Below are 26908 nucleotides of genomic sequence, written 5' to 3' on the forward strand. Positions count from 1 at the left end.
CCTAGATTCAACTAATAACTGCAACACTCGCTCATAGTTTGTTGCAATTGCTCTTTAAAAATTATGTCTGGTTGAATAAAACCCAGAGTTTTCCTGGGTCTTAAATTCAAACGTTGCTGATATTTATCCATCAGCTTGCTGGTTATAGTGCGTAAGTCAGCGCCTTTTGGCACATATTGACGCAATAACCCGTTCGCATTTTCGTTCGCGCCGCGCTGATAGGAAGCGTACGGATCAGCAAAATAAACGTCGGTATCCAGCTCTTTTGCAATTCGCTCATGGTCTGCGAATTCTAAACCGTTGTCGGCCGTGATGCTGTGAACCAACGCCTTAAAAGGCTGAAGCATTTCAATGGTCGCATCGGCAACGGCATCTGCTCGCTTAGTTGTGACTTTTCTCACAAGATAAAAACGGCTTTTACGCTCTAAAAGCGTAACGATAGCTCCGGTTCCGCGTTTACCAATAACGGTATCGATTTCCCAGTCGCCATAGCGTGCCCGGTCATCGATAATTGCTGGCCGGTCGTGTATCGAACGACGCCCTAAAATGCGACCGCGCTGCTTATGCAGACGCTTTCTATAGCGTCTTAACCGATGGCGAAGGTGAGTAAATAAACCACCACCGCCGTAAAAATCAGCCAGTACATAATTGTAAATCCACTCGTGACTGACTGGATAACCTAAGCGTTTGCAGATAGCTGATATCTGCTCCGGGCTCCAGTCCATCTCGAGCATAAGCTCTACGGCGTTTCGAGTATTTTCGCAAACCCTTTTAGGCTTTGGCTTAGAGCGCCGTTTTAACGTACGCTCTTGCGCCTTGTGAGGGTCATAAGACCCACACAAATTGTTATTACGTCGCAACTCTCGATGAACGGTCGAGGGAGCAATATTCAGTTTTCTAGCTATCTCTCGTTGTGAAAATTCTTCTGAGAGCAACACAGAAATCTGGTATCGTTGCCCCTCGGTCAGCTGCCGATAACTCATGTTGGAACTCACTTTTTTTGGTCGAAAAGTAAGACTACCACATGTTGGTAGCTGACCTCCTTCCGACCTATCCCATTACATGAGTGTTGCGGTTATTATCTGAATTCAGGAAGAATTATAAGTATTGAAGACGCGGCTGAGCTGCAATTAGATCATAATAATTTGATAAGTCTTGAAGCCAGACCCAAAAATCAGGAGGGAACGGGCGCTATTAATATTCGCGAGCTCGTTATCAATGCACTGCGAATGCGCCCTGATCGACTTATTGTAGGCGAGTGCCGTGGGTCGGAAGCTTTAGATATGTTACAGGCTATGAACACTGGTCACGCGGGATCTCTGAGCACGGTTCATGCGAACAGCGCTCGCGATGCTTTAAGACGTTTGGAAATTATGGTCTTGATGGGAGGAATAGAGCTTCCTATTTCTGCGTTACGACAACAAATAGCCAGTGCAGTTAATATTGTCGTTCAGATAGCGCGTCTTTCTGATGGAAGAAGATCAGTGCTTAGTATCAGTGAAGTTACGGGTATAGACGATAATGTTTTACAGCTGTCGCCACTATTTGAAAGAAGCAATATGACTCAATCATTAGTAAGCAATAAGACGTTATGTAAGTTCGCAGATGAGCAAGGTGACGATGTTCGCCAAGAGGTCTGGGAGTCACTTATGGGAGATGGATTATGTTTATCTTCGGATTAGCGCTCTTAATCGTTTGCAGTGGACTCTGCTGGCTATGGATCTTTTCGCATTTAACACCAAAACGATATCAGAAACTTGAAGAGAAACTAACGCTATCGACAGTGCGCTCTCTAGAAGAATTTTTCTTGAGAATGCCGGTAACAATTTTGGTTAGAAGTTATCTGGTAGTCACACTCTTATCGCCTCTAATCGTATGGTTTTATGTTAATAGAACCTGGGCAGTAGCGACGTTTATTCTGACTTTGTTGGCTCCGCCATTTGTTTATCGTCATTTTAAAAAGCAACGTTACATAAAAATTGAAAAACAGTTGCCCGGTATGTTGATTGGGCTCAGTAACCAGTTAAGAAGCGGTACGAGTGTCGGAGCAGCTTTGAAGAATTTAAAAGGAACGTTATTACCTCCGTTAGGACAAGAGGTGGACGAGCTATTGAGACAGGAAAAAGTGGGTAAGCCCTTAACAGATTGCCTGGAAGACTGGCAGCGTAGAGTTCCTGTTTTCCCCATTAAACTCGTGGTTCAATCTTTAGTTTTAGGTTTGAAAAGTGGAGGGCAACAGTCGGATTTATTTCTACGGTTGGCTGATAACCTCCAACAACAGCAGCACATTAAAGAGCGGCAGATAACGCTGACTTCACAAGCCAGAATGCAGGCTAAAATTCTCGTTATGATGCCAGTTGGATTGTATTTTCTTTTAAGTTCGATGAAACCAGAACATACAGCGCTTTTCACTGAGTCACGGGTTGGTATTTTTATGCTTATAGTCGCCCTTATATTGATGATTATTGGTGGATGGATGGTTAAGCGAATTATGCATCCGGAAGATGAAAAATGATTATAGTTGCCGTCTTAACATTTCTAGCTACTCTTAGTTTTTCATTTTTAGTCGTCGCGGTTTGGCAGATACTGGCGCTTGGGGAAAAGCTTGATTATGCAATATCAAAAATTTGGTCCGTGTTACCGGAAAATGTCAAAAGGTTGACTGTTCGTTATCTGGAAGTAGAGCTCCTAAAGGGAGCCGCGCGATCATTTTGCTTCTGGGTTTTTATGGCATGTGTATCTGTCTCTATCTCTCTGCTTTCTGGGGTTTGGCTTTTAAGTATTGCTTATGTTCTCTTACTACTAATGGTAATAAATAAGAGAAGACAGTTAGTTCTAAAGAATAACAAAGCGATAGTTCGCCAACTTCCTGATTTTTGTGATCTAATTTCTATGATGATTGCTTCAGGTATTCCGTTAGTTTCCGCTTTAGAAAAGGTATCTACGTCGTGTAGCGATCTTTTGCTGGCGCAGGAGATCACATCGATGCTCAGTCGGTTGCGACGAGGGACAAGTTTTGCTCAGTCAATGTATGAACTATCTGAACGGTATGATGCGAAGCAGATCCATGAGTGGAGTTCGATGCTAATAAAAGGATATCAGCAAGGAACTAGCCTAACCAAGTCGTTAAGGTTTTATGCTAACCAATTAAGACAGGATCTACTAAACTCAGCGGAGAAGAGAGCGCAAGAAGCGCCCGTAAAGCTCCTTTTTCCACTAGTAACTTGTTTTTTTCCCGTAAACTTTCTGGTTATTCTCGGGCCAGTTATTGTTCAAATAAGCCAAGGAGGGTTTGGATGACGAGTGAGAAAGAAATTATTGCATGGCCCAAGGTGAAGGCCATGAAAAAGTTTCATCAAAGGTTAATTGGCATGCTGGGCGAGCAGCAACCAACGCCAGAGATGGCCTTTTGGTTTCCATTTTGTAGGTCAATACACACTTGGGGAATGAAAGAGCCAATTGATGTTGTGGCCCTCGACAAAGGAAATCAAATTATAGAGGTTCGTCGATTCATTTGTCCCAATGAAATCGCTCGCTTTAAAGGAGCTCACGGATTAATTGAAATGGCTGCTGGAAACTTTTGGCCTTTAGAAAAATGGGTTGGAAAGAGATTAAAGTTTATAAACAAGCATGGAGAGCTAAATGAAAACAAGCATTTTGATTGCTGTATTGCTATTGAGCTTAATTAATCAAGGCTGTAGCGCGACAGTAGAAGAGAGGCAAGTTAGGGAACAGAGCCTGGATACCGCCATTAACTGGTATAAAAATGGCGATCTCTTATCAGCGGAACAGCATTTGCAATGGTTACACCGTAAGGGGTTAGGGACGGATAAAAGTTGGGCGCTACTCGGTAACATTTACTTTAGACAGTATCGTTTTAAAGCTAGCGAATCAGCTTACGGGCAATCCCTGAGACTTAATTCTTCTGATCGGAATGTGTGGTTCAATCTGGCATTACTTAATTTACGTCAGACCACCAACATTCTTATGGATGCCCGGGTTGAGCTGGATACCTTTGACGGAGAGCTCGAAAGGTTGCTCAATCAACTATTGAAACTTCAACAGGCACGCCTGAATGACGCACCTGAAGTTCCAACTAACGCACCGAATGCTTCATTATCCGAGCCTTCTGGCGTTGCCAGTCGCGCTCTTTAATGGTGTCGCGTTTGTCGTGTGACTTTTTACCCTGGGCTAAAAATATTTCCAGTTTTGCCCATGGGCCTTTCCAGTACATGGTTGTGGCAACAATGGAATAGCCCTCACGCTCTGAGGCGCCAATAAGCTTATCCAGCTCGCGGCGCTTCAGCAGCAGTTTACGGCTGCGGTCTGGCTCGCAATAAACATGGCTTGAGGCTTGGTTAAGAGGCTGAATTTCGGCACCCAAAAGGTAAGCCTCGCCATTTTTAATAATGACGTAGCTGTCGCTAATGTTGACCTTGCCAGCCCGTATGCTCTTAATTTCCCAGCCTTGCAAACTAACACCTGCCTCGAACTTGTCTTCAAGGAAGTATTCATGCCGCGCTTTTTTATTACGAGCTATGGTATTGGATGATTGTTGTGGTTTCTTTTTACTCATAGCCCCATTATACCTATGCGCACTGAAAAGAAAATTGCTTTAAGGGCTTCAAAGAGCTTCTGGTTGCGTTATTATTGCGCAGTTGATTTTAGTCGTAGGTAAAAAAATGCCGAGTATCGAGAAAAGTGCTTTAGTTTCGTACAGCGCCAAACAAATGTTCGACCTCGTTAACCACGTTGAAGCGTACCCGGAGTTTGTGCCCGGATGTGCTGCCGCGCGGGTGCTGGAGTCCTCCAGCCAACAAAAAGTGGCTGCGTTAGACATAAGCAAGGCGGGTATCAGCAAAACCTTTACTACCCGCAATACGCTGCACGAACCCGAACGTATAGATATGGATCTGGTAGACGGACCATTTAAAAAATTAACTGGTGGTTGGGTATTTACGCCACTGGCCGAAGACGCCTGTAAAGTTGAGCTTAAGCTGGACTTTGAGTTTTCCAGTCGCTTGCTGGGCATGGCCTTTGGTAAAATATTCAAAGAAGTCACGTCACGTATGGTCGATGCCTTTGTGAAAAGGGCGGAGCAGGTGTATGGAAACCAGCATGGGCAATAAATTAACCATTGAAGTGGCTTACGCTACCCCTGACAAGCAAGTGCTGTTAACCGTGCATCCGCAAGAAGGCGCAACGGTGGAAGAGTGCATACGCATGTCGGATGTGCTCGAGCAGTTTCCGGAAATTGATCTTGAACAGCAAAAAGTGGGTATCTGGAATAAGACGGTGAAATTAAATGCACAACCGCGAGACGGTGACCGCATTGAAATTTATCGTCCGCTAATTGCCGATCCAAAAGCCGTACGTAAACGTCGTGCGGAAGAAGCTAAGCAGTCCGGCCGGGCAGACCGGGTAACCGGTGGCCGACCAGACGCAAAACGTCGAGCGCAGGCTGAGGAGTCCAAGCCAGAATGAAGCTGTATATTATGCGTCACGGTGAAGCAAACTACCCCAAGGGCAGTTACTCCGATCGCGAGCGTCGCTTAACAACAAATGGCGAGCGCGAAGTTATAACCACAACCAATTGGCTCATAGACAAGCAACCGAAAGTAGACTGTGTTTACGTCAGCCCGTATTTGCGTGCTCAGCAAACGGCTTCTATTTTATTGTCGCATCTGAAAACCGGGCAGAAGCAAAATTGCGATGACATTACGCCCGATGGTCATGCCGGTTCGGTTGTTAGTTGGCTTGCTGCAGAAATTCAACAGCACGGCTACGAGAGTGTGGTGTTGGTGTCGCACATGCCGCTAGTGAGTTATTTAGTGCATGAGCTGGATGCCAGCGTGCAGCCTCCTATTTTTCCGACAGCGGGTATTGCGGTTGTCGACTTTTCGCCGGAAACCTTACGCGGCAAGTTTCAGCAACTATTAATAGCAGAGCGGTGTGCTGGCTAACTGCTAGCTCGCTACTTTTAACAGTACCAGTAAAGAGGCTGCGCCACCCCATTCCAGCGGAGCCTGATGAAACGCCCGAACATGCGGATGCTGTACCAGCCAGTGTGGCAACTGCTGCTTTAATTTACCACTGCCGTGCCCGTGCATAATGCAGCAACAGTCTATGTGTTCGCGCTCACATGCCAGTAATAACGCCGCTAACTCCTGGCGCGCCGTGGCTAACGTCATGCCGTGTAAGTCCAGTAGTAACTCGGGCGTGTAGTCTCCCCGGCGTAATTGCTTAACCAAATACCCCGACTCACCCTCCGCGGAAAAACGTACCGGGCCGTCGGCAAAGTGCGCTTCAAAATCATCGGAAAAATAATGACTGGCCGAGCGACTGGCGTCGGCAATTTGCTGGGCGCTGGGGTCTTGCGATAGCTGTCGGCGCTTCCGTAATTCAGCAATTTTTGGTGGTTCCGGCGGCAGTTTGTCCTGCTTTATGCGGGCAGCACCTTTCGCGGCTTCACGAAAAAGCTCGATATCGTCTTCAGAAAGTGATGATGACTGACGTTTGTTTGCAACCATGATTGATGAAAACCGCGCTGAATTAAGGTATCTTTAAGGCATTAAGTTTATTCAGTATAAAACATTCAGTGGTCGGGAGACAGCCTTTGCAAGTGCGTAATCTGGAACAAGCCATTCAAGAGTTAGTAAGCATTGATGACATTACCCGCTGGAGCGTAACTCAGCTCAACCAGTCTGACGTGTATTATGGTCATGGCACCGACAACCCAATTGATGAAACCCGGGCTTTATTAAGCTTCGTGCTACAGCTAACAACGGCTCAGTTAGCCGCTATGGGTCATTGCCGTATGCTCAACTCAGAGAAACAAGAATTTGTTGAGTTATTAAAGCAACGCGTTGAGCAACACATTCCGGCTGCGTATCTGACTCATCAGGCCTGGTTTGCCGGATTACCATTTTATGTCGACGAACGGGTTCTGGTGCCACGCTCTCCAATAGCCGAGCTTATTGAAAATGGCTTTCAGACTTGGTTAGTCGAAGCCCCGCACCGTGTTCTGGACTTATGCACCGGCGGTGGCTGTATTGCCATAGCCTGTGCCTATGCGTTTCCCGAAGCCGAAGTCGATGCGCTGGATATTTCCACCGAAGCGCTGGAAGTGGCTGAGTTCAACATTGAACAGCACGGTTTAACTCATAGAGTGACGCCCATTCAGTCGGACTTATTCGATGCGGTAAAAGCCGAAAAATACGATTTAATTGTTACCAATCCTCCGTATGTCGATGCCGAAGATATGACTGATTTACCACCTGAGTATCACCACGAACCGGAACTTGGGTTGGCGGCCGGCGAAGATGGCTTGATTTTGGTAGACAAAATGCTGATGCAGGCGTCGGATTTACTGAACGACGGCGGCCTGTTTGTTTGTGAGGTGGGCAATTCAATGCCGGCTTTAGCTGAAAAGTATCCGAAAACGCCGTTTATGTGGCTTGAGTTTGCCAATGGCGGCGACGGGGTATTTTTGCTGACAAAACAGCAATTAATTGAACATAAACAACGGGAAACTAAGGCCAGCTAATGCCAGGAAACAGTTTTGGTCAGTTATTCAAAATTACCACCTTTGGTGAAAGCCACGGGCCTTCGCTGGGTGCAGTTGTTGACGGTTGTCCTGCGGGGTTAGAGTTAACCGAAGCCGATTTACAGGAAGCTTTAGACCGGCGTAAGCCAGGACAAAACCGCTATACCACAGCACGTCGTGAGGCCGATCAGGTCAAGATCCTCTCCGGGGTATTTGAAGGCGTGACAACCGGCACCTCTATTGGTTTGCTGATTGAAAACACTGACCAGCGCAGCCAGGATTACTCTGACATAAAAGATACCTTCCGACCCGGCCATGCCGATTACACCTACCAACATAAGTACGGTGTACGGGATTATCGCGGTGGCGGTCGTTCTTCAGCGCGTGAAACCGCAATGCGGGTGGCGGCTGGTGCTATAGCCGATAAATTACTACGGCAGCAGGGCATACAGGTTCAGGCGGCATTAACGCAAATGGGCGATGTTGTTGCTAGTAATATTGACTGGCAGCAGGTACGCGAGAATGAACTGTTTTGCGGAGACGCCAATGCGGTTGAAGCTATGCAGGAGCTTATTCGTCAGCTGAAAAAAGAAGGCGACTCAATTGGTGCAAAAATTCGGGTGCAGGCTACTGGTGTGCCGCCGGGTTGGGGCGAACCGGTTTTTGACAGGCTGGATGCTGATTTAGCCAAAGCACTGATGAGCATTAATGCGGTAAAGGCGGTGAGTGTTGGCGATGGTTTCGAGGTGGTAAGCCAGCGTGGCAGCGAACACCGTGATGAAATGACGCCGGACGGTTTCTTATCGAACCACGCGGGCGGTGTCTTAGGCGGTATTAGCAGTGGGCAGCCAATTTTTGCTGATATCGCACTGAAACCAACCTCAAGTATTGCCATTAGCGGGCGTACAATTGACCGCTGGGGTAACGAACAAGCGATAGTGACGAAAGGCCGTCATGATCCTTGTGTTGGCATACGTGCGGTACCTATTGTTGAAGCTATGACCAGCCTGGTTTTAGCCGACCATTGGTTACGCCAGCGGGCGCATAATTTAACAGCGCAAACTGAAACGCCGGATATTAGTCGCTAGCGAATATGAGTCAGACGTCAGAACACCATTATGAGCGCTTAATTGAGATTTTTAAGCGTTGTTTCAGCGAAGATTACAACACAATACTGGTTGCCGGTGACGATGAGCCTTATTATCAGCCCTCAGCGGAAGAGGGTGAGCCACATAAGGTGGTGTTTGCTCATGGCTTTTTTGCCTCAGCGCTGCACGAGACCGCACATTGGTGTATAGCGGGTGAAGCGCGGCGCAAGTTGTTTGACTATGGCTACTGGTATGAACCTGACGGGCGCAACGAAGCCCAGCAGAAATCCTTTGAGCAGGTTGAGCAAAAGCCACAGGCTTTGGAGTGGCTGTTTTCTTTATGTTGTGGTTTTCCGTTCCAGGTAAGTGTGGATAATTTAAATGGCGTTGAAGTAGACAGGCAGGCATTTTCCTCGAAAGTGGCTGCGCAGTTAAGTCGTCTACTGGAAGAAAATACGATACCGCCACGCGCTGCAAAGTTTGCAAAAGCGCTCTGTGACGACTTTAATTGTAGCTGGCCTAATCCGCCAAACAGTTAATTTGTAATAGTAAATAAGGAGTTACCTATGTTTTTAAGAGCATTATTGGTTACCATCGCAATATTCGGTTTGAGTGCCTGTGAAACTATGGAAGGTGCGGGTGAAGATATAGAAAACGCCGGTGAAGCGATTCAAGATGAGGCTGATGACGAGTAGTAATGGAAACAAGCAGTAAACTCACCGTAGGTTTTATTATTAACCCATACGCAGGTATTGGCGGCGCCTTAGCTTTAAAGGGAAGCGATGGCGCCGACATTCGGGAAAAAGCATTAGCGGCCGGGGCTGAGAAAAAGGCCGCCAGAAGAGCTGAAACCGCATTAGAACTTTTGCAGCCATACAAACAGCTACTTCATTTTGTTACTGCCGACAATGAAATGGGAGCGAATAGTCTCGAAGCTCTGGGTTTTTCATTTGACTCGGTTTATAAAGCTGCTGAAACTCCATCCTCACCAGAAGACACCAAAAAAGCGGTGTCTGAAATTGTGACTCATAACATCGATATTCTTTTATTCGCCGGCGGTGACGGCACTGCGCGCGATATTTATCAGGTGGTTCCTGAGCAACAATTAGTTTTGGGTATACCGGCTGGCGTTAAAATTCATTCAGGCGTTTACGCTATTAGTCCAACTGGTGCCGGGCGGGTTATTGAGAAGATCCTGCAGGGTGAGTTATCCAGCATTCATAACGCCGATGTCATGGATATTGATGAAGACGCTTTCAGAAAAGGCACAGTAAAAGCCCGACGTTTTGGTGAAATGTCGGTACCGGCCGAACTTGAATATGTTCAGGCGGTAAAAATGGGCGGTAAAGAAAGCGACGAGATGGTACTGGATGATATTGCTGCTGAAGTAACAGAGCGCATTGACGACGAACTTTTAGTTATGGGGTCTGGCTCTACAGTAGAAGCTATTATGCAGTCCATGGGGCACGAGAATACTTTGCTCGGTGTCGACTTAGTCCAACAGAATAACCTGCTAGCCAGCGACGTAACCGAAAGCCGTTTATACGAAGAAGTGGCTCAGTGCGAAGCTGGAAGCGTTAAATTGGTTATAACCTTAATTGGCGGGCAGGGGCATTTATTTGGTCGTGGAAATCAGCAATTAAGTCCACGGGTTATTCGGCATATTGGTAAAGAGAACATTTGGGTGGTTGCCACTAAAACTAAGTTGCAGGCACTGAATAGCAAACCACTACGCGTCGATACCGGCGACTCGGAACTAGACCGTGAACTCTCAGGCACTATTCGGGTTATTACCGGCTACCACGACGAAGTTCTTATGCCGGTGGCAGCCGTAAATTAATTTCAGGCTTATTTAGAACTGAGTTTTCGGCATGTGCACAACTAAGCCGTCTAATTCGTCCGTTATTTCTATCTGACAGCTTAAGCGGCTATTGTCCTGCGGCTCTAAAACCATATCTATCATGTCTTCTTCCTGCTCCGATGGGGCAGGAATTTTGCTTTGCCATTCTGGCGGTATGTAACAATGGCAAGTTGCGCACGACATAACGCCGCCACATTCGCCAATAATGCCGTCAATAAAGTTTTCGACAGCGGCTTCCATAACGTTGGTTCCTGCATCGACAGTAGCTTCAAATTGGTTACCATCGGCATCAACAAAGTAAACGGTTGGCATGATAAATTCTGTGTCCTGTTAAAAAATAAAAAGTGAGCAACAAATTCTGTGGCGGTTAGGATAAAATACCTGTCCTTTAACCACAACGCTAAACTTTCAAGGTTGCTCATGCTGGAAAAGCTGTTTTCAATTAAAGCTAGTGGTAGTTCGGTTAAGTCTGAGGTTATTGGCGGGCTCACAACCTTTCTGACTATGGCTTACATTATCTTTGTTAACCCGTCCATTTTAAGTGAAACCGGTATGGATTACGGCGCCGTATTTGTCGCTACCTGTCTGGCTGCGGCTATTGGCTGTCTGGTCATGGGGCTGTGGGCAAATTATCCGGTAGCTCTGGCGCCGGGCATGGGGCTAAATGCTTTTTTCACCTACACCGTTGTTTTTAGCATGGGTTACACTTGGCAGACGGCTCTTGGAGCGGTGTTTTTTTCCGGTTGTTTATTTTTCTTGCTGTCGGCTTTGCGTGTTCGTGAATGGATAATAAGGTCCATTCCAACCACATTGCGTTTGGCTATTGCTGCGGGTATTGGGGCTTTTCTGGCGCTAATTGGTTTGCAGAACGCCAATATTATTGTTGCCAATGACGACACCATGGTGACTTTAGGCTCTTTGTCTGAGCCTTCAGTATTGCTTGCAGCCGCGGGCTTCTTTCTTATTATTGGGTTAGTTGCGCGACAAGTGCAGGGCGCGGCTTTAATCAGTATTTTGCTGGTAACCGTTATTGCCTGGGCAACCGGGCTGGTTGAATATAATGGTATTGTGTCTGCACCACCGAGCTTGCTGCCAACCTTTATGCAAATGGATTTAGCAGCGGCTTTTGATATTGGCATGTTGTCGGTTATTTTTGCTTTCTTGTTTGTAGATCTGTTTGATACGTCCGGCACTTTACTGGCAGTGGCGCAGAAAGCCGGGTTGGCAAAAGCCAATGGGGAAATGCCGCGCTTGAATAAAGCATTAATGGCAGACAGCACTGCAACCGTTGCTGGTTCCATGCTGGGTACCTCAACCACCACCAGCTATATTGAGTCAGCTGCTGGTGTGGCATCAGGTGGTAAAACCGGGCTTGCCGCGGTGGTTGTTGGTATTTTATTTTTATTGGCCATGTTCTTTGCGCCGTTGGCTGGTATGATCCCTGCTTACGCAACCGCAGGTGCAATTATTTACGTTGCGGTGCTAATGCTGTTTACGCTGAAAGACGTAGAATGGGACGACATTACTGAGGCCGCGCCGGTAACAGTGGTTTTACTGATGACGCCACTGACATTCTCGATAGCCGACGGCATTGCACTAGGGTTTATTAGTTACGTTGTGGTGAAATTACTGGGCGGACGCTATCAGGATTTAACACCAAGCGTCGTTTTCTTGGGCGCACTTTTTGTCGCTAAATTTATTTGGTTAGGGTAACGAAATTATGGGATGGCATTCAAACCGCGAGTTTTTTGTATCATGGGAAGAGTTGCACCGTGCAACGCGTGAACTAGCGCGTCGGCAATTACCGGCGGAGCAGTATAAAGGTATTATTGCGGTTAGCCGTGGTGGCTTGGTTCCGGCGGCAATTGTGTCGCGCGAGCTTAATATTCGAGTTGTCGACTGTGTTGCTGTCAGCTCATATGACCACACAGAACAGCGTGACGACTTGCAGGTAATGAAAGACGTAACGGCAACGGAAGACGGCGAAGGTTTTCTGGTCGTTGATGATTTAGTGGATACGGGCAATACACTGAAGTTTCTGCGGGAACGCTTGCCGAAAGCTAAGTTTGTGACCGTTTACGCGAAACCCAGTGGTATGGAAATGGTCGACGATTTCGTTGCCGACTTAGCCCAGGATACCTGGATCCACTTTCCGTGGGATATGCATTTACATTATATTGAGCCCTTGGCGGGTCAGGAGTCTTAAGACTCTCTCGTTAAAAAATTAAGGCAAAAAAATGGCCTGATAGCGAAAACTATCAGGCCATTTTTATTAATAACGTCAGTTAGAGTTGTTGCTGTATGAAGCTAATGCAGTCATCTAAATTGATTTTCTGCTTCTCTCCGCCTTTACGACTTTGGTACTCAACCTGGTTTTCATCAAGGTTACGCTCACCAACCACAACCTGATGAGGAATACCTATGAGCTCCATGTCGGTAAACATCACCCCAGGGCGTTCCTTACGGTCATCAAACAGCACATCAATACCTTGAGCCTTTAAGTCGGTATAAAGCTTCTCAGCGGCTTCCTGTACCCGTGCCGACTTGTGCATATTCATTGGCACTATAACAACCTGGAAAGGCGCTAAAGCTTCCGGCCAGCAAATACCGCGCTCGTCGTTATTTTGCTCTATGGCGGCAGCGACTATGCGCGAAACACCTATTCCATAGCAGCCCATGGTTAAAGTTTCGTGTTTACCGCTTTCAGACAACACACCAACTTTCATAGCGTCGCTGTATTTTTTGCCCAGCTGGAAAATATGACCAACTTCAATACCGCGAGCAATTTTTACTTTGCCCTGACCACAAGGACTCGGGTCACCGGCAACAACGTTACGAATATCGACAACGCTGAAATCAACTGTGTCACGCTTCCAATTAACACCGGTTAGCCACTGGCCGTTCTCATTTGCACCACAGGCAAAATCGGCGAGGTGAGCCGCACTGCTGTCAACTAACAGAGGCAATTTCGCGTTCACGACACCAATGTAAGGTGCTTCTACGCCGGTGGCTTTCTCTGTTTCAGTCAGTATTTCCAGCGGAGCCGCAACCTGAGCCAGTTTCTCAGCTTTTACTGTGTTCAGTTCATGGTCAGCGCGAAGAACTAGCTGAACGTATTCAGAATCCGTGTCGTCTGCTGCTTTAACAATAAAAGACTTGGTCGCCTGCTGGCTTTCTACAGACAAAGGCTGTAGTACAGCAGCGAGTTCGTCGTCTTGTACTTCATGCTTTTCTACTTTTTGATTCGGAGCAGGGCGCTCACCAGCAGGAGCCAGTGCTTCTGCCATTTCCACGTTCGCGGCGTAATCTGAAGAGTCAGAAAACGCGATGGCGTCCTCACCGGAGCTTGCCAGCACATGAAACTCATGCGAGTGGCTTCCGCCAATAGAGCCTGTATCGGCTATAACCGGACGATAATCTAAACCAAGACGCTCGAAAATACGACAGTAGGCCTTGTACATATCGTCGTATGTTTTTTGCAGCGATTCGTCGGTCAAATGGAAAGAGTAGGCGTCCTTCATCAGAAATTCGCGCGCACGCATCACGCCAAAACGAGGGCGTATTTCATCACGGAATTTGGTCTGGATTTGGAACAAGGTTAATGGCAGTTGTTTGTAGCTGCTAACTTCCTTACGTACCAGTTGACTGATAATTTCTTCGTGGGTTGGCCCCAGTAAAAAGTCACGTTGGTTGCGGTCTTTTATACGCAGTAATTCCGGGCCGTAGTCATCCCAGCGTCCTGACTCCTGCCAAAGATCGGCGGGTTGTACCATTGGCATTAAAATTTCCAATGCGTTAATGGCTTCCATTTCCTCGCGCACAACGTTTTCAACTTTGCGCAGTACACGCAAACCGGTTGGCGTCCAGGTATACAACCCAGCGGCGACTTTACGGATCATACCTGCCCGCAACATCAGCTGATGACTCACGATCTCAGCATCAGAAGGTGTCTCTTTAAGCGTTGATAATAAATATTTGCTGCTGCGCATAGTCCGGCATCTCTGCAAGTTATAGTGGTCAAAAATTAGAGCGAAGTTTAGCAGTGTCTGACGCCGCCCAAAAGCCTTTTACAGCTGTTTTAGTGAGATTTCTTCAACAAAAACGGTGTTTTGTTGTACATACCAGCGAATATTGTAGTTCAAAAGCGCTGTGCCGTAATTTCTCTGGTTTTCCTGTAACTTGTGGTAAGCGGGTCTGGGGTCCTGGCTGAGCACCTCGGTAATCAGTGTTTTAAGCTCAGGAGCGCGCTCTGACTCCCTGATAAGAGTCGACTCCGCCGCTTCCAAAAAAATCACCTCTAAGCTTTCTTCCGGTTTGTGCTGAGCAAATCCCGCACGAGCGTCACTAATGGCGTCGACGTAGGGAATATAAGGTTTTATATCGACAATAGGGGTGTTATCCACCAAGTCAGCTCCGCGAACCGTCAACACCACCTTAGGCTCGGTCTCTACTGCAACTAACTCAACCACAGATAAGCCTAATTGATTCGGCCGGAACGGGGAGCGGGTGGCAAAGACGCCTAGCTGTTCATTACCGCCAAGCCGGGGCGGGCGAACGCGCTCCTGCCACGAACTGTGCTGATGAAACTCGAAGGTTAGCCAAAGGTGAGAGAACTGTTCTATACCCTCTATGGCTTGTGCATGCTGGTAATTCCCAACGAGCTCAACCTGAGCCAATGCAGAGGGAGCCAGGCCGGGTTGCCGGGGAACACTAAACTTTTCAGGAAAAGGCGTACGAATGATAGCTATGGGTGTTAGTTGTTGCTGGCTTTTCATTCTGCCTCCGTTAGTGAATATCCAGAATTGTGGTAGCCAATTTGACCACATAGTTTGTTAATTCACTAACCTCGAAAATTAAAGATGGATTAACCCACTGATTTTATGTGACTTTTATTTTTGGCACAGGCGTTGCAAAAGCTAGTCATAAGCAACTTTTAGTGCTTTAGGGGTTAGCATGAATCGTTTTAATAACAATAGGAAAAGAAAAATGATGAAACACAAAATTTGGCCTTTAACTTTAGGTTTTATTGGTTTAGTTACAGTAAGTACAGCCGCGTTTTCTGCCGAAAGTGAACGCACGTTAACCAGTAGTTATATTGTTAGCAGTGATACAGAAATTCATTTAGACGCAACGGTGGGAACGGTTGAGTTAAGTGTAACAGAAGGCGATACGGTCGGAATTGAGCTTCGTGTAGAGTCGGATGATGACGGCTGGTTCGTCAGTGGCGGTGAGCTTGATAAAGTGATTATAAAAGGTGAACGAGACGGGAATCGCCTGGAAATTTCGGCAACACCCGATGACGATATGTCACAACATTGGATAGTGTCCGTGCCGCGCAGCCGATTGCTTGAGATAGATCTGGGTGTTGGTCAGATTGAAGGTGACGTACCATTCAACGACTTAAAAGTTGATTTAGGTGTTGGTGATGTCTCTTTGAATCTGGCCAAGGGCGACTACAAGCAAGTAGAAGCATCGGTAGGAGTTGGCGATACCAGTTTAAAGAACTTCGGCAACACTCAGGAAGACAGAATGATTGTGACATCTGAGTCGAGTTATCAGGGTAACGGCTCTGTCAGAGTTAAGGTTGAAGTTGGCGTTGGCGACGTTACCTTGAAACAAGGTTATTAATCACGCCATTGAATAGCGCGACCCACGCAGCTGACTTCACTGTAACAGATGGAGTCGGCTTCGGGTTTAAAAGAAAAGCATTGAGCGCCGATAATGGCATGAGCTTTAAATCGGGCAGCGTCTTCCCGCAGGGCTTGAACGGCATCGTTCGCCGACGCTTCTGCGCCTCTAAATTTTCGCTGGCAGCTTTCACCATTTACAATACTTATCAACTCGTATGCACGCGAGGGCTTGTTGTCACCGCGATAAACTTCAACATCACCTGAGTCGATCTGATTAAAGCCTCCTGACATCTGAGGTAAGATGCTACAGGCAGAAAGGCCGAATAATGGCGTTAATACGAATGCTATGAAACGATAGCGCAATGTCGATCCTTGCCAGTTTGAATTTTCTATAGCCTAATCAAGCTGAGCCTATTGTTCAACAAAAAGCGTAATCTCTACTCTTTATTATTGGTAGAGATTACGTTTGACTAACGCTACTTAATTAGAAATGCTTCTAATGATTTGCCATTATCGACCGCTGTTTTCATGGCTTTAGGCATGCGACCCTGACCAGTCCAGGTTTGTTTTTCGCCGTTTTCGTCGGTGTATTCGTATTTAGGAGGCTTAGGTGCCCGTTTTTTACGAGTGGTTTTAACGATAGGTTCGCCACCCAGCTCTTGCTCTAATATGTCGGACAATTCAATGCCTGCATCGGCCATCGCGCTTTTAAATTCTTCAATTTTTTTCTGCTTTGCTTGGTTCTGGCGTTGCTTTTCAGCTTCCTCTTCGCGACGCTGAGAAATTACCGAATCAAATTTAGATTTAACACTTTCCAGCTCGTTTAAATCCAGTTCTTTTAATGCTGCTTTTAAACGGCGTTCGTGACGAAGAATGTTAATGAATTCACTCATTTTTTGCTTACCTTATTTGATTGCTTAAATATTGGTTTGTTTGCATTATAGCTGTTATTACAGTTTAAGTTGAAACTTCTTTTTATTGAATAAGTACATAGAAATAGAGAAAGAGGATTAAAATCACCGTATAGCGTTACTTATTAACAATTACTTATAATTACTATCAATACTGCTCTCTTTTCACTTCATTTTTATATGACTCGTTTAAAAGTACATTTATGACTTAATAAGTCGACAAACTTATAATTTTTAGTTCCTAAAACGAAAAAACACCAAAACATTTAACATGCTTTGGTGTTTTTTGTTATTAACTTTACGAAGTGTTTACATATTAGGGTAGGTAGGTCCGCCGCCACCTTCGGGCACAACCCAGGTTATATTCTGGCTAGGATCTTTAATATCACAAGTTTTACAGTGTATGCAGTTTTGCGCATTAATTTGAAAAACTTGTTTGCCGTCTTCTTCAACCACTTCATAAACCCCGGCAGGGCAATAGCGTTGCGCAGGCTCTGCATACTTCGGTAAATTGACCTCTAATGGAATATTAGCGTCACTGAGCTTTAAATGGCAGGGTTGATCTTCTGCGTGATTGGTATTGGACAAAAATACCGATGACAGACGATCAAATGTCAGTTTATTATCTGCTTTTGGATAGTCGATTGCCGCATAGTTTTCGGCTTTACCTGTCGCTTTATAATCCGGTGTCCACTCTTTAAATTTAAAGGGTAATTTACCACCAAACCAATTTTGATCGACCATATTATAAGCGCCGCCAAGTATTGTGCCCAATTTATGCACAGCACCGCCGAAATTGCGTGAGCGATACAATTCATCAAATACCCAGGACTTTTCAAACGCCTCTTTGTAGCTGGTAATGTCGTCGTTGGCTTTACCATTTTTTAGCTGTTCAAATACACATTCAGCGGCCACCATACCCGACTTCATTGCGGTATGGTTTCCTTTGATCTTGGCAAAGTTTAAGGTGCCTGCGTTACAGCCAACCAGCAAACCTCCGGGGAAGGTCATTTTCGGTAACGAATAATAGCCACCTTTAGCAATAGCGCGTGCGCCGTAGGACACCCGCTTACCATTTTCAATGATTTGCTTAATAGCCGGGTGAGTTTTGAACCGCTGAAACTCCTGAAATGGATTCAGGTAAGGGTTAGCGTAGTTAAGATCAACAATAAGGCCTAAGTACACTTGTCCGTCTTCGGCATGATATAGATAACCGCCGCCAGTAGCATCACTGTCGGTTAGCGGCCAGCCTGCGGTGTGAACCACTTTGCCGGGCTCGTGCATGTCCTCTGGTACATCCCAAATTTCTTTAAAGCCTAGACCATAATGTTGCGGGGTGCTGTCTTTATCCAGTTCAAACCTGCTAATCAGCTCTTTGCCTAAATGACCGCGACAACCTTCTGCGAATAAGGTGTATTTAGCACGCAGTTCCATTCCCGGCATATAGCCGTCTTTTTCGCTACCGTCTTTAGCCACACCCATGTCACCGGTTTGAATACCCGCAACGCTGCCATCGTCGTTATACAGAATTTCAGAGGCCGCAAAACCAGGAAATATTTCGATGCCCAGTTGTTCGGCTTGTTCTGCCATCCAACGACACAGGTTACCCATACTGGCAATGTAATTGCCTTTATTGTGAAAGGTTTTAGGCACACTAAAGTCAGGCAGGCGACTGTGATTATTTTCGTCTTTTAGCAATAAAACATCATCGCCGGTAACTTCGGTATTGAGCGGGGCGCCGCGATCTTTCCAGTCAGGGAAAAGTTCGTTCAGGGCTCGTGGTTCGAACACCGCGCCGGATAAAATATGAGCGCCAATATCAGCGCCTTTCTCAACTACGCATATCATGAGTTCTTGCTCATTTTCCTGTGCGAGTTGGCCGAGTCGACAGGCGGTTGCCAACCCTGACGGGCCTGCACCAACTATGACGACATCAAATTCCATGCTTTCGCGTTCCACGTTAACCTCCACTATATTCAGGCTATCTGGATAGGGATAAGCCCTTTATACTGCTGTAATAGTTCAGTGATTTGCCGTGCCGGAACCGGTTTACTGAAAAGAAAGCCTTGTCCGGTACTGCATTCACGTTGTAATAAAAATTCGACTTGTTCTTCGGTTTCGATACCCTCGGCAACCAATTGCAGGTTTAAATTACGCGCCAGACTAATAATGGTCTGCGTAATGGTTGCGTCGTCTTCGTTGTGTGGTAAATCCCTGACAAAAGAGCGATCTATTTTTAACGAAGTAACCGGGAAATTCTTCAAATATGAAAGCGAAGAGTATCCCACACCAAAGTCGTCTATAGCCAGTGACATTCCCTGTTCACGCACCGAGTGCATAAAGCGGGTATGGGACTGAATATTTTCGATAAATACTTGCTCAGTTAGCTCTAGCTCTACTTTGTTTGGCGGTATTTGGGCTTCGTTCACCCGTTCCATAATGTCATCGACCAAATCAGCTAAGTGTAGCTGCTTTCCTGAGATATTGATGGCAATGCTCAATTCTTCGAAGCCAAGTTCGTGCCATTGCTTTAATTGTAGAAAGGCTTCTTCCATCACGTATTCCGATATTGGAATAATGAGACCGGTGTCTTCAGCCAGTGGAATAAACTCATCCGGAGGAATGATACTGCCATCGTCATCAACCCAGCGAACCAGAGCCTCTAGACCACTGATACGGCGGCTACCGAGCTCAACTTTAGGTTGGTAATAAACCGTTAGTTGCTGCTTGGAAACGGCGTGGCGCAGCCGTTTAACCAGTTCCAGCTTTTTGGTCAAGTCGCGGTGAATGGCTTTATCGTAAACTTTATAGGTATTGCGGCCATGTTCTTTTGCCTGATATAGCGCGGTGTCTGCGTTACGAATAAAGTATTCAGCGTTAAAATCGGCATCATCCGCGAAAGTGACACCAATAGAAGCACTGATAAAGAGCTCATAGACGTCGACGAAAAAGTGCGTGTCCAAAGCCTGGAGCATTTGCTCAGACAATTTGATAATACTTTCGCGACTATCAGGTTTTGCTATTGCCAGCAAAAACTCGTCACCACCAGCTCGTGCCAGAACACTACCTTTAGGTGCCAATTTTGTAATGCGTCGTGCAACCCGGCGTAGCAATTCGTCACCAACCGTATGGCCCAGCGCATCATTGACTTCCTTAAACCTATCTAAATCGATAAATAACAAAGCGGCTTTTTTATGCGGCGATTCGGTTTCCAGCCACTCACCCAAAATACGTTTCAAGGCGTTTCGGTTTACAAGGCCGGTAAGAGAATCATGCTCGGCAAGATAAGCCATCTGCTTTTCAATGCGCTCGCGTTCATCAATTTCACTATAAAGTTCAATATTTGAATCGGCCAGTTGCTGAGCTTTAAAACGGCTCTGGCCTAAAATATAAAGGACAAAAGTCAGCATGCTGGTTACGAGTAAACCGGCGATTAAAGCGGCTAGTGAAATTCCCCCGCGTAGTTGTTCCAGATGACCAGCGGTCGGCCAGACTGAAAGCTCCCAGCTATTTCCTACTAATTGTAGTGAATGAAAATGTGACCATTCTTCGCGTAATGAAGTATCGCCGGCAAATTGATACAGTATGTCGTTGTCACTGCGTACACTGAGTTGGAAACCTTCACTGATGTTACTGCGCACCACATTGTTAAACAGGCTTTGCAGGCTTATTACAAAACCCAGAAAGCCGTGAGTTTGATCTTGCTGCTCTACACGGACAAAAATAGCTATGTCGCTGCTAATACGGCCCAAATTCCCGGCAGGGCCCATCATTGCGTGACGGTTTCCTTCCGAAGCCTTCAGCTTTTCCAGTAATGGAGTTTTAGCAAAAGGCGTTCCCAGTAGTTCGGGTTGTTCGTTCTGAGGGTAGATAAGCTCAATATCCAGCTCATCATTGAGCCAGGTGATGCCTTGTACATTCTGATAGTACAAAGTAACGATATCGGCATTTTCCTTCCAGCGTTCCTCTATTGAAAGGTCACTACGTTCCCACTCGCGAGCTAACAATTCAGCGACGAACAAATGGGATACCAGACTTTGTCGAATGTCGCGTTGCAAGTTATAAGTTTCGGCTTCCAGGGCATCGTGGACAACTTGATTTTCCTGATAACGCAAATAGCTAAAAGCGGTAACAGTAATGACCAAACCAACAAGGGCTGCTATAACAGCCTGCCGTGATCCGTGCAGGAACATCATGGATTAACGCAACTCCTCTCTATCACGGAAGTAATCCAGTGCCTCTGGGTTTGCCAGAGCATCCGTGTTTTTCACGGGCTCGCCGTGAACCACATTACGTACCGCTAATTCGACTATCTTACCGCTTATAGTACGGGGTATGTCCTCAACCTGCAAAATTACGGCAGGTACGTGCCGCGGAGTCGCGTTGGCCCGAATGGTTTTTGCAATGGTTTGACGAAGTTCGTCGCTAAGCTCTATGCCATCTCTGAGTTTTACAAAAAGAATGACGCGCTCGTCATCTTCGTATTGCTGACCGATAGCAATACTTTCCAATACTTCCTCAACCTTTTCTACCTGACGGTAAATTTCAGCGGTGCCAATACGTACGCCGCCCGGGTTAAGAACGGCATCGGAACGGCCGTAAATAATAACGCCGTTGTTCTCGGTGAGCTCAGCAAAGTCACCATGTGCCCAGGTATTTTTAAATCTATCGAAATACGCGTTGAAGTAGCGTTCGCCATTCTCGTCGTTCCAGAAGCTTACGGGCATGCAGGGGAATGAGTTTTCACAAACCAGTTCGCCTTTTTCGCCTTTAACCGGCTTTCCGTTCTCGTCATAAACGTTAACGGCTAAACCAAGGCCCCGACATTGTAATTCGCCCCGGTAAACCGGCAGAATAGGGCAGCCAAGGGCAAAGCACGAGACAATGTCCGTACCGCCTGATATTGAGGACAGACACAGGTCTTTTTTAATGTCGCGGTAAACGTAGTCAAAGCTTTCTGGTGGTAGTACCGACCCCGTGGTTAAGATGCTGCGCAGCTTTTCCAGGTTATGGCTTTCTCCCGGTTTAACGCCTTCTTTTTCAAGCGCTGCTAAATATTTGGCGCTGGTACCAAATACGGTAATGCCTTCTTCGTCAGCCACATCCCATAAAAACTCAGGTTTAGGTGCAAAAGGTGAACCGTCGAATAAGGTCAGGGTTGCGCCCACTGCCAGTCCACTGACCAGCCAGTTCCACATCATCCAGCCACAGGTGGTGAAGTAAAACAGATTGTCGTCACGATCTAAATCGGTATGCAGACCGTGCTCTTTTAAGTGCTGCAATAAGGTACCACCCGTACCATGAACAATGCACTTAGGTACGCCCGTAGTACCTGATGAAAACATAATATAGAGCGGGTCATTAAAGTTGCGTGGAGCGAAATCTATCTGGGTCTTTTCAGCGTCGCCAAAATCACTCCATGAAAATATTTTGTCGCCTTTTATGCGATCTTTTTGTTCGCTGAAATTAACCAACACCGTGGCTTCAATGCTGGGAATTTGTTTAATGATATCGGCGGTTTTGCTCTTTATGTTGAGGTTTTTGCCGTTATAAAAATAACCATCAACAGTAATCAGAACTTTAGGTTCTATTTGACCGAAACGGTCAAGCACGCCCTGAACGCCAAAGTCTGGCGAGCAAGACGACCAGATAGCGCCGATACTGGTGGTTGCCAGCATACCAATTATGGTCTCAATGCAGTTAGGCATCATGGCGGCAACACGGTCACCGGCTTCAACTCCGCGTTGGCGTAAGCCTTCAGCAAAAGCCGCTACTTCGTGGTTGAGTTCGGCATAAGTTAACTGCTGGCGTGTGCCATTCTCACCGCGAAAAATTAGAGCAATATGGTCGTCTTTATGACGCAACAGGTTTTCGGCAAAATTCAGGCTGGCTTCAGGAAACCATTGGGCACCGGGCATTTTTTCTTTATCGGTAACTATCGTAGAGCCTTTTTCACCAATAACATCAAAGTAATCCCACACCATAGACCAGAAACTTTCGTCGTTCTCGACGGACCACTGATAAAGGTCGTGATAATTGGCCAGCGCAGCGGCTTCTTCTGTATTCACTTGTTGTAGAAAGTCTGTCATGCGGGCATTAGCAATGGTATCTGCTGACGGTTGCCATAAAGCTTCTGAAGTCATTTTAATCCCCTTATTTTGCTAATTAAGCTTTTGCCAATTCTGCTACTGCGACCTGAGAGCGGGGGCCATGCGCTAAATGCTGACAAATATCGGCTCCGGCCGCGATTAACTTGTTCAGGTCAATACCGGTTTTAATGCCCATACCATTTAACATGTAAACCACGTCTTCGGTGGCAACATTGCCACTGGCGCCTTTAGCGTATGGGCAACCACCCAGGCCAGCTACGGCCGAGTCAATGGTGGCTACACCTAGTGGCAGGCAGGCTATGATATTGGCCAAAGCTTGTCCGTAGGTATTGTGAAAATGCAGCGCCAGTTTGTCCATGGGGACTTTTTCCGCTACCGCAGCAAGCATTTCCTGAGCTTTTAACGGTGTACCGACGCCTATGGTGTCGCCCAGCGATACTTCATAACAGCCCATGTGGTATAAAGCTTCTGCAACCTTAACCACATTTTCTACCGGAACCTCACCCTGGTAAGGGCAACCCAAAACGCAGGAAACATAACCTCTGACGGGAATGCCTTTTTCTTTAGCCGCGGCAATAACTGGCTTAAAACGCTCCAGTGATTCGTCGATGCTGCAGTTAATATTTTTTTGGGCAAAGGCTTCCGATGCTGCACCGAACACTGCGACTTCGTCCATGTTGACTGCAACTGCCGCTTCAAACCCTTTCAAATTGGGCGTTAAAGCAGCGTAAGTCACTCCAGGACGACGCTTAATCTGCTCCATAACGGCAGTGCTGTCGGCCATTTGCGGCACCCATTTGGGGCTGACAAAGCTGGCACTTTCAATGTAAGAAACGCCGGCTTCTGCCAGTGCTTCAATTAAGGCAACTTTTGCATCGACAGAAACAGCTGCTTCATTTTGCAAGCCGTCACGAGGACCAACTTCGACGATTTTTATCTGTTCTGCAATTGCCATAATTACTCCTGGTTACTTCTAATAATGTCTTATTATTCGGCTTCGCTCACTGTAAGCAGTTCATCTCCGTCGCTGACCAAATCCCCCGCGGCGAAAAAGACGTCGGTGACTTCACCTTCATGGCCAGCTTTAATGGTGTACTCCATTTTCATGGCTTCCATAATGACCAGCGGTTGATCTTTCTTGACTGTATCGCCTTTTTTGACCAGTACTTCCATGATGGTCCCGTTCATTGGGGCAACGTGACCACCATGGGCCGCTTCATCCGACAGCGTATCAGTCACGCGGTGTCGATGGAAAGTCATAGGGCCGTTATCGGTGAATACGGTAATTTGCTGGTCGTCGGCACTGACATAGCGATGATAGCGCATACTACCGGCAGTCAGAGTGAGTTTGTCGTCGGTTAAAGATGCCTGCCATTGTATGCTTTCGTCATCAACTTGCTGCAGGAACTCTCCGTTAGCGGTTTCTATTAGTGAAATGGAGTAGGTTTCTTCGCCAAATTGCAGTGGAACCGTATGTGTCGCCGCTGAGTTCATTCTAAATGCATTACCACTTTGCCATGGTGAACTGCCACGCTGTTGTTGGCGCTGACAAATATCAAACAAAGCCGCTTCCGTTGCAATTTGCTGACAATTTACCGAGCTATTGGGCAGCAGCTCTTCCTGATGTTGCTGGATAAATTCGGTTGTTAGGTTTGTTTTCACAAACTCAGGATGCGAAGCCAAACGATGCAAAAAGTCGACGTTAGTCGTTAACCCAGTTAAACGATATTCACGCAAAGCCTTTTGCAGACGCAGCAGGGCACGGGTACGATCGGTGTCCCAGACAATCAGCTTAGCTATCATTGGGTCATAGAAAGCAGATATCTCATCGCCTTCTTCAATACCGGTGTCAATGCGGATGCCGTTTTCTTCTGCAGGCGTACGTAAATGCTTAATGGTACCGGTGCAAGGTAAGAAATCGTTGTCTGGGTCTTCGGCGTAAATCCGTGCCTCAAACGCGTGACCGTTTACCTGAATGTCATTTTGCGCCAGAGGTAATGGCTGACCCGAAGCGACCAGCAACTGCCATTCGACTAAATCCTGGCCGGTGATCATCTCCGTAACCGGATGCTCAACCTGTAAGCGAGTGTTCATCTCCATAAAGTAGAACTCGCCACTTTGGTCGAACAAAAACTCAACCGTACCGGCGCCAACGTAATCTATTGCCTGGGCTGCTCGAATGGCAGCTTCGCCCATTTCGGTACGTGTTTTCTCGGTTAGTGCCGGAGCAGGAGCCTCTTCAAGCACCTTCTGGTGACGGCGTTGCACTGAACAGTCGCGCTCTGCTAGATAAACGGCGTTACCGTGTTCATCGGTGAACACCTGAATCTCTACGTGGCGAGGGTTACGAATAAAACGTTCCATCAACATTTTATCATTGCCGAAAGAGGACTTAGCTTCGCGTTTGGCGGAATTCAGGGCGTCATCGAATTCGCCCATGTTTTCGACCACACGCATGCCTTTACCACCGCCGCCGTACGCCGCTTTCAGCAGTAACGGGAAACCCACTTTTTCAGCTTCTGCTTTTAGCGTTTTAATGTCCTGCTCGCTTCCGTGGTAACCCGGAACCAGAGGTACGCCGGCGTCCTGCATAATGGATTTAGCCGCGCTCTTCGAACCCATAGCAGCAATGGATGATACTGGCGGGCCAACAAAGATTATATCGTTAGCCTGACATTGGTCGGCAAAATCTTCGTTCTCTGAGAGAAAACCGTAACCAGGATGAATGGCTTCGGCATCAGTTTGTTTAGCGGCGGCGATAATTTTGTCCGCACGCAGGTAACTGTCCGTGCTCGCTGCAGGACCAATATGTACGGCCTGATCTGCCAGCTTAACGTGGCGTGAGTTACGGTCGGCATCGGAGAATACCGCTACGGTGCGAATTCCCATTTTTTTAGCTGTGGCAATAATACGACAGGCAATTTCACCACGGTTCGCAATCAATAATGTTTTGATCATAATGAGACCTGTTGTTAACTCTGTTTAAGCCAGGCGGCGGGGCGTTTTTCAAGAAACGCACTGAGTCCTTCCTGACCTTGTTCCGACACGCGAATTTCGGCAATGGCTTTAATGGTGTGTTCACGCACGTCTTTATCAATTGGACGTGAACCAACATCGCGAATCAGTTGCTTACAGGCGTCTACCGCTTGTGGACTATTGGCTAGAAGAGCTTCTAATAACTTATTCAGTGGCTCCTCGAAATCTTCTACAACTTCGTTAACCAGACCTAGCTCCTGTGCTTTGTCGGCAAAGAAGCGCTCGGCGGTGAGCATATAGCGACGCGACTGGCGCTCGCCAATAGTACGCACAACATAAGGGCTGATAACCGCAGGAATAAGCCCAATTTTGACTTCACTCAGGCAGAAGCTGCTGCGCGGCTGCGCTAGTACAATGTCACAGCAAGCGGCCAGGCCTACGGCACCGCCGAAAGCGGCTCCCTGGACTAAAGCAATGCTGGGCTTGCTGAGCAAGTCCAGACGCTCCATTAACAGCCCAAGCTCACCCGCGTCATCCACGTTTTGCTGGTAGTTTTTATCGGCCATGGAGCGCATCCATTTAAGATCCGCACCGGCAGAAAAGTTTTTACCTTCTGAGCGAAGCACCAGCACTCTCGCGCTGGCACTTTCTTCAACTTCTTTTAACGCCTGCAGCAGCTCTGCGATCATCACGTCGTCAAACGCGTTGTGAACGTCAGGCCGGTTCAATGTCAGCGTGGCAACGCCCTGGTCGTTAATATCAAGCTTGGTGTATTTTGCCATTATT

Annotated in this window: 30 protein-coding genes; 16 read left to right on the plus strand and 14 right to left on the minus strand. The window is 46.9% G+C overall.

What is annotated here, in order from left to right:
• Nucleotides 1-11: 11 nt before the first annotated feature.
• Nucleotides 12-983, minus strand: coding sequence for an IS30 family transposase (locus B2U97_RS09515; RefSeq protein WP_286822782.1), 972 nt, complete (start codon nucleotides 981-983; stop codon nucleotides 12-14).
• A gap of 162 nt (nucleotides 984-1145) precedes the next feature.
• Between B2U97_RS09515 and B2U97_RS09520 the strand changes: the two genes are divergently transcribed.
• From B2U97_RS09520 to B2U97_RS09540, 5 genes are read left to right on the plus strand one after another with little or no spacing between them, the layout of a single operon-like run.
• Nucleotides 1146-1682, plus strand: coding sequence for an ATPase, T2SS/T4P/T4SS family (locus B2U97_RS09520; protein ID WP_414653530.1), 537 nt, complete (start codon nucleotides 1146-1148; stop codon nucleotides 1680-1682).
• On the plus strand, nucleotides 1664-2515 hold the full coding sequence (locus B2U97_RS09525; RefSeq protein WP_110012572.1) for a type II secretion system F family protein: 852 nt from the start codon (nucleotides 1664-1666) through the stop codon (nucleotides 2513-2515). The genes B2U97_RS09520 and B2U97_RS09525 overlap by 19 nt, the downstream gene beginning before the upstream one ends.
• The gene (locus tag B2U97_RS09530; RefSeq protein WP_272989413.1) at nucleotides 2512-3300 is read left to right on the plus strand and encodes a type II secretion system F family protein; all 789 of its coding nucleotides are present in this window, start codon (nucleotides 2512-2514) and stop codon (nucleotides 3298-3300) included. Before B2U97_RS09525 ends, B2U97_RS09530 begins: the two co-directional genes overlap by 4 nt.
• A complete protein-coding gene (locus B2U97_RS09535; RefSeq protein ID WP_011234151.1) occupies nucleotides 3297-3689 on the plus strand; it encodes a DUF192 domain-containing protein in 393 nt (130 codons plus the stop codon). Before B2U97_RS09530 ends, B2U97_RS09535 begins: the two co-directional genes overlap by 4 nt.
• Nucleotides 3643-4155 carry a hypothetical protein gene (locus B2U97_RS09540; RefSeq protein WP_011234150.1) on the plus strand — a complete coding sequence of 171 codons (513 nt, stop codon included), beginning with the start codon at nucleotides 3643-3645 and terminating at the stop codon, nucleotides 4153-4155. The genes B2U97_RS09535 and B2U97_RS09540 overlap by 47 nt, the downstream gene beginning before the upstream one ends.
• Here the strand turns inward: B2U97_RS09540 and smpB are convergent.
• Entirely contained in the window at nucleotides 4097-4576 is a 480-nt protein-coding gene (gene smpB, locus B2U97_RS09545; protein ID WP_034820895.1) for an SsrA-binding protein SmpB, read from the minus strand. The genes B2U97_RS09540 and smpB overlap by 59 nt on opposite strands.
• Nucleotides 4577-4682: 106 nt before the next feature.
• Here smpB and B2U97_RS09550 point away from each other — a divergent pair, with 106 nt between their 5' ends.
• From B2U97_RS09550 to sixA, 3 genes are read left to right on the plus strand one after another with little or no spacing between them, the layout of a single operon-like run.
• Nucleotides 4683-5129 carry a type II toxin-antitoxin system RatA family toxin gene (locus tag B2U97_RS09550; RefSeq protein ID WP_011234148.1) on the plus strand — a complete coding sequence of 149 codons (447 nt, stop codon included), beginning with the start codon at nucleotides 4683-4685 and terminating at the stop codon, nucleotides 5127-5129.
• Nucleotides 5107-5484 (plus strand): RnfH family protein, encoded by a 378-nt coding sequence (locus tag B2U97_RS09555; RefSeq protein WP_011234147.1) that lies wholly within the window; start codon nucleotides 5107-5109, stop codon nucleotides 5482-5484. Before B2U97_RS09550 ends, B2U97_RS09555 begins: the two co-directional genes overlap by 23 nt.
• Complete coding sequence (gene sixA / locus B2U97_RS09560; protein WP_011234146.1) at nucleotides 5481-5963, plus strand: phosphohistidine phosphatase SixA; 483 nt, start codon at nucleotides 5481-5483, stop codon at nucleotides 5961-5963. Before B2U97_RS09555 ends, sixA begins: the two co-directional genes overlap by 4 nt.
• Nucleotides 5964-5966: 3 nt before the next feature.
• On the opposite strand, the gene smrB is transcribed toward sixA, so the two are convergent.
• Nucleotides 5967-6530, minus strand: a complete 564-nt coding sequence (smrB, locus tag B2U97_RS09565; RefSeq protein ID WP_011234145.1) for an endonuclease SmrB — start codon at nucleotides 6528-6530, stop codon at nucleotides 5967-5969.
• 86 nt (nucleotides 6531-6616) lie between these two features.
• On the opposite strand from smrB, the gene prmB reads away from it, so the two are divergent.
• Genes prmB through B2U97_RS09590 form a run of 5 tightly spaced genes read left to right on the plus strand, consistent with a single transcriptional unit; the run spans nucleotide 6617 to nucleotide 10474 of the window.
• Nucleotides 6617-7546 (plus strand): 50S ribosomal protein L3 N(5)-glutamine methyltransferase, encoded by a 930-nt coding sequence (gene prmB, locus B2U97_RS09570; RefSeq protein ID WP_011234144.1) that lies wholly within the window; start codon nucleotides 6617-6619, stop codon nucleotides 7544-7546.
• On the plus strand, nucleotides 7546-8634 hold the full coding sequence (aroC, locus tag B2U97_RS09575) for a chorismate synthase (RefSeq protein WP_011234143.1): 1089 nt from the start codon (nucleotides 7546-7548) through the stop codon (nucleotides 8632-8634). Before prmB ends, aroC begins: the two co-directional genes overlap by 1 nt.
• 5 nt (nucleotides 8635-8639) lie before the next feature.
• Nucleotides 8640-9173 (plus strand): elongation factor P hydroxylase, encoded by a 534-nt coding sequence (locus B2U97_RS09580; RefSeq protein ID WP_011234142.1) that lies wholly within the window; start codon nucleotides 8640-8642, stop codon nucleotides 9171-9173.
• A 27-nt stretch (nucleotides 9174-9200) separates the two neighbouring features.
• Complete coding sequence (locus tag B2U97_RS09585) at nucleotides 9201-9329, plus strand: entericidin A/B family lipoprotein (protein ID WP_011234141.1); 129 nt, start codon at nucleotides 9201-9203, stop codon at nucleotides 9327-9329.
• 2 nt (nucleotides 9330-9331) lie between these two features.
• Nucleotides 9332-10474, plus strand: coding sequence for an ATP-NAD kinase family protein (locus tag B2U97_RS09590; protein WP_273025294.1), 1143 nt, complete (start codon nucleotides 9332-9334; stop codon nucleotides 10472-10474).
• A 12-nt stretch (nucleotides 10475-10486) separates the two neighbouring features.
• Here the strand turns inward: B2U97_RS09590 and B2U97_RS09595 are convergent, their stop codons facing one another.
• Complete coding sequence (locus B2U97_RS09595) at nucleotides 10487-10807, minus strand: 2Fe-2S iron-sulfur cluster-binding protein (RefSeq protein WP_011234139.1); 321 nt, start codon at nucleotides 10805-10807, stop codon at nucleotides 10487-10489.
• A gap of 108 nt (nucleotides 10808-10915) precedes the next feature.
• Here B2U97_RS09595 and B2U97_RS09600 point away from each other — a divergent pair, with 108 nt between their 5' ends.
• Nucleotides 10916-12208 carry an NCS2 family permease gene (locus B2U97_RS09600; protein ID WP_273025296.1) on the plus strand — a complete coding sequence of 431 codons (1293 nt, stop codon included), beginning with the start codon at nucleotides 10916-10918 and terminating at the stop codon, nucleotides 12206-12208.
• 7 nt (nucleotides 12209-12215) lie between these two features.
• On the plus strand, nucleotides 12216-12701 hold the full coding sequence (gpt, locus tag B2U97_RS09605) for a xanthine phosphoribosyltransferase (RefSeq protein WP_034820335.1): 486 nt from the start codon (nucleotides 12216-12218) through the stop codon (nucleotides 12699-12701).
• A 79-nt stretch (nucleotides 12702-12780) separates the two neighbouring features.
• Here the strand turns inward: gpt and B2U97_RS09610 are convergent, their stop codons facing one another.
• Together B2U97_RS09610 and tsaA are read right to left on the minus strand one after the other, a co-directional pair.
• On the minus strand, nucleotides 12781-14484 hold the full coding sequence (locus tag B2U97_RS09610) for a proline--tRNA ligase (RefSeq protein ID WP_272989392.1): 1704 nt from the start codon (nucleotides 14482-14484) through the stop codon (nucleotides 12781-12783).
• A gap of 78 nt (nucleotides 14485-14562) precedes the next feature.
• Nucleotides 14563-15270 carry a tRNA (N6-threonylcarbamoyladenosine(37)-N6)-methyltransferase TrmO gene (gene tsaA, locus B2U97_RS09615; RefSeq protein ID WP_011234136.1) on the minus strand — a complete coding sequence of 236 codons (708 nt, stop codon included), beginning with the start codon at nucleotides 15268-15270 and terminating at the stop codon, nucleotides 14563-14565.
• 211 nt (nucleotides 15271-15481) lie between these two features.
• Between tsaA and B2U97_RS09620 the strand changes: the two genes are divergently transcribed.
• Entirely contained in the window at nucleotides 15482-16123 is a 642-nt protein-coding gene (locus B2U97_RS09620; protein ID WP_011234135.1) for a hypothetical protein, read from the plus strand.
• Here the strand turns inward: B2U97_RS09620 and rcsF are convergent.
• From rcsF to B2U97_RS09660, 8 genes are all read right to left on the minus strand, one after another.
• Nucleotides 16120-16488 (minus strand): Rcs stress response system protein RcsF, encoded by a 369-nt coding sequence (gene rcsF, locus B2U97_RS09625; RefSeq protein ID WP_227016305.1) that lies wholly within the window; start codon nucleotides 16486-16488, stop codon nucleotides 16120-16122. The genes B2U97_RS09620 and rcsF overlap by 4 nt on opposite strands.
• 113 nt (nucleotides 16489-16601) lie before the next feature.
• Entirely contained in the window at nucleotides 16602-17018 is a 417-nt protein-coding gene (locus B2U97_RS09630; RefSeq protein ID WP_286823581.1) for an H-NS family nucleoid-associated regulatory protein, read from the minus strand.
• Nucleotides 17019-17345: 327 nt separating this feature from the next.
• Nucleotides 17346-18995: an electron transfer flavoprotein-ubiquinone oxidoreductase gene (locus B2U97_RS09635; RefSeq protein WP_286823582.1), complete on the minus strand. Its 1650-nt coding sequence runs from the start codon at nucleotides 18993-18995 to the stop codon at nucleotides 17346-17348.
• A gap of 17 nt (nucleotides 18996-19012) precedes the next feature.
• Complete coding sequence (locus B2U97_RS09640) at nucleotides 19013-21232, minus strand: putative bifunctional diguanylate cyclase/phosphodiesterase (protein WP_286823583.1); 2220 nt, start codon at nucleotides 21230-21232, stop codon at nucleotides 19013-19015.
• Nucleotides 21233-21235: 3 nt separating this feature from the next.
• Nucleotides 21236-23179, minus strand: a complete 1944-nt coding sequence (locus tag B2U97_RS09645) for an acetoacetate--CoA ligase (RefSeq protein ID WP_011234130.1) — start codon at nucleotides 23177-23179, stop codon at nucleotides 21236-21238.
• A 22-nt stretch (nucleotides 23180-23201) separates the two neighbouring features.
• Nucleotides 23202-24101 (minus strand): hydroxymethylglutaryl-CoA lyase, encoded by a 900-nt coding sequence (locus tag B2U97_RS09650; RefSeq protein WP_286823584.1) that lies wholly within the window; start codon nucleotides 24099-24101, stop codon nucleotides 23202-23204.
• Between the two features lie 32 nt (nucleotides 24102-24133).
• A complete protein-coding gene (locus B2U97_RS09655; protein ID WP_273024658.1) occupies nucleotides 24134-26104 on the minus strand; it encodes an acetyl/propionyl/methylcrotonyl-CoA carboxylase subunit alpha in 1971 nt (656 codons plus the stop codon).
• A 14-nt stretch (nucleotides 26105-26118) separates the two neighbouring features.
• Nucleotides 26119-26904, minus strand: coding sequence for an enoyl-CoA hydratase-related protein (locus B2U97_RS09660; protein WP_153849016.1), 786 nt, complete (start codon nucleotides 26902-26904; stop codon nucleotides 26119-26121).
• Nucleotides 26905-26908 lie beyond the last annotated feature (4 nt).

Origin of the sequence: Idiomarina sp. UBA3176, assembly GCF_002364295.1 — a bacterium.
Classification (GTDB): Bacteria; Pseudomonadota; Gammaproteobacteria; order Enterobacterales; family Alteromonadaceae; genus Idiomarina; species Idiomarina loihiensis.

Coding starts and splice junctions, on each gene's coding strand:
- B2U97_RS09525 (WP_110012572.1), top strand. CDS start 1,664: ATGTTTATCTTCGGATTAGCGCTCTTAATCGTTTGCAGTGGACTCTGC.
- B2U97_RS09585 (WP_011234141.1), top strand. CDS start 9,201: ATGTTTTTAAGAGCATTATTGGTTACCATCGCAATATTCGGTTTGAGT.
- B2U97_RS09590 (WP_273025294.1), top strand. CDS start 9,332: ATGGAAACAAGCAGTAAACTCACCGTAGGTTTTATTATTAACCCATAC.
- B2U97_RS09515 (WP_286822782.1), bottom strand. CDS start 983: ATGAGTTATCGGCAGCTGACCGAGGGGCAACGATACCAGATTTCTGTG.
- B2U97_RS09645 (WP_011234130.1), bottom strand. CDS start 23,179: ATGACTTCAGAAGCTTTATGGCAACCGTCAGCAGATACCATTGCTAAT.
- gpt (WP_034820335.1), top strand. CDS start 12,216: ATGGGATGGCATTCAAACCGCGAGTTTTTTGTATCATGGGAAGAGTTG.
- B2U97_RS09660 (WP_153849016.1), bottom strand. CDS start 26,904: ATGGCAAAATACACCAAGCTTGATATTAACGACCAGGGCGTTGCCACG.
- B2U97_RS09650 (WP_286823584.1), bottom strand. CDS start 24,101: ATGGCAATTGCAGAACAGATAAAAATCGTCGAAGTTGGTCCTCGTGAC.
- B2U97_RS09655 (WP_273024658.1), bottom strand. CDS start 26,104: ATGATCAAAACATTATTGATTGCGAACCGTGGTGAAATTGCCTGTCGT.
- B2U97_RS09535 (WP_011234151.1), top strand. CDS start 3,297: ATGACGAGTGAGAAAGAAATTATTGCATGGCCCAAGGTGAAGGCCATG.
- B2U97_RS09620 (WP_011234135.1), top strand. CDS start 15,482: ATGATGAAACACAAAATTTGGCCTTTAACTTTAGGTTTTATTGGTTTA.
- B2U97_RS09550 (WP_011234148.1), top strand. CDS start 4,683: ATGCCGAGTATCGAGAAAAGTGCTTTAGTTTCGTACAGCGCCAAACAA.
- tsaA (WP_011234136.1), bottom strand. CDS start 15,270: ATGAAAAGCCAGCAACAACTAACACCCATAGCTATCATTCGTACGCCT.
- B2U97_RS09530 (WP_272989413.1), top strand. CDS start 2,512: ATGATTATAGTTGCCGTCTTAACATTTCTAGCTACTCTTAGTTTTTCA.
- B2U97_RS09595 (WP_011234139.1), bottom strand. CDS start 10,807: ATGCCAACCGTTTACTTTGTTGATGCCGATGGTAACCAATTTGAAGCT.
- smrB (WP_011234145.1), bottom strand. CDS start 6,530: ATGGTTGCAAACAAACGTCAGTCATCATCACTTTCTGAAGACGATATC.
- aroC (WP_011234143.1), top strand. CDS start 7,546: ATGCCAGGAAACAGTTTTGGTCAGTTATTCAAAATTACCACCTTTGGT.
- B2U97_RS09600 (WP_273025296.1), top strand. CDS start 10,916: ATGCTGGAAAAGCTGTTTTCAATTAAAGCTAGTGGTAGTTCGGTTAAG.
- B2U97_RS09640 (WP_286823583.1), bottom strand. CDS start 21,232: ATGATGTTCCTGCACGGATCACGGCAGGCTGTTATAGCAGCCCTTGTT.
- smpB (WP_034820895.1), bottom strand. CDS start 4,576: ATGAGTAAAAAGAAACCACAACAATCATCCAATACCATAGCTCGTAAT.
- sixA (WP_011234146.1), top strand. CDS start 5,481: ATGAAGCTGTATATTATGCGTCACGGTGAAGCAAACTACCCCAAGGGC.
- B2U97_RS09580 (WP_011234142.1), top strand. CDS start 8,640: ATGAGTCAGACGTCAGAACACCATTATGAGCGCTTAATTGAGATTTTT.
- B2U97_RS09540 (WP_011234150.1), top strand. CDS start 3,643: ATGAAAACAAGCATTTTGATTGCTGTATTGCTATTGAGCTTAATTAAT.
- B2U97_RS09630 (WP_286823581.1), bottom strand. CDS start 17,018: ATGAGTGAATTCATTAACATTCTTCGTCACGAACGCCGTTTAAAAGCA.
- B2U97_RS09610 (WP_272989392.1), bottom strand. CDS start 14,484: ATGCGCAGCAGCAAATATTTATTATCAACGCTTAAAGAGACACCTTCT.
- B2U97_RS09555 (WP_011234147.1), top strand. CDS start 5,107: ATGGAAACCAGCATGGGCAATAAATTAACCATTGAAGTGGCTTACGCT.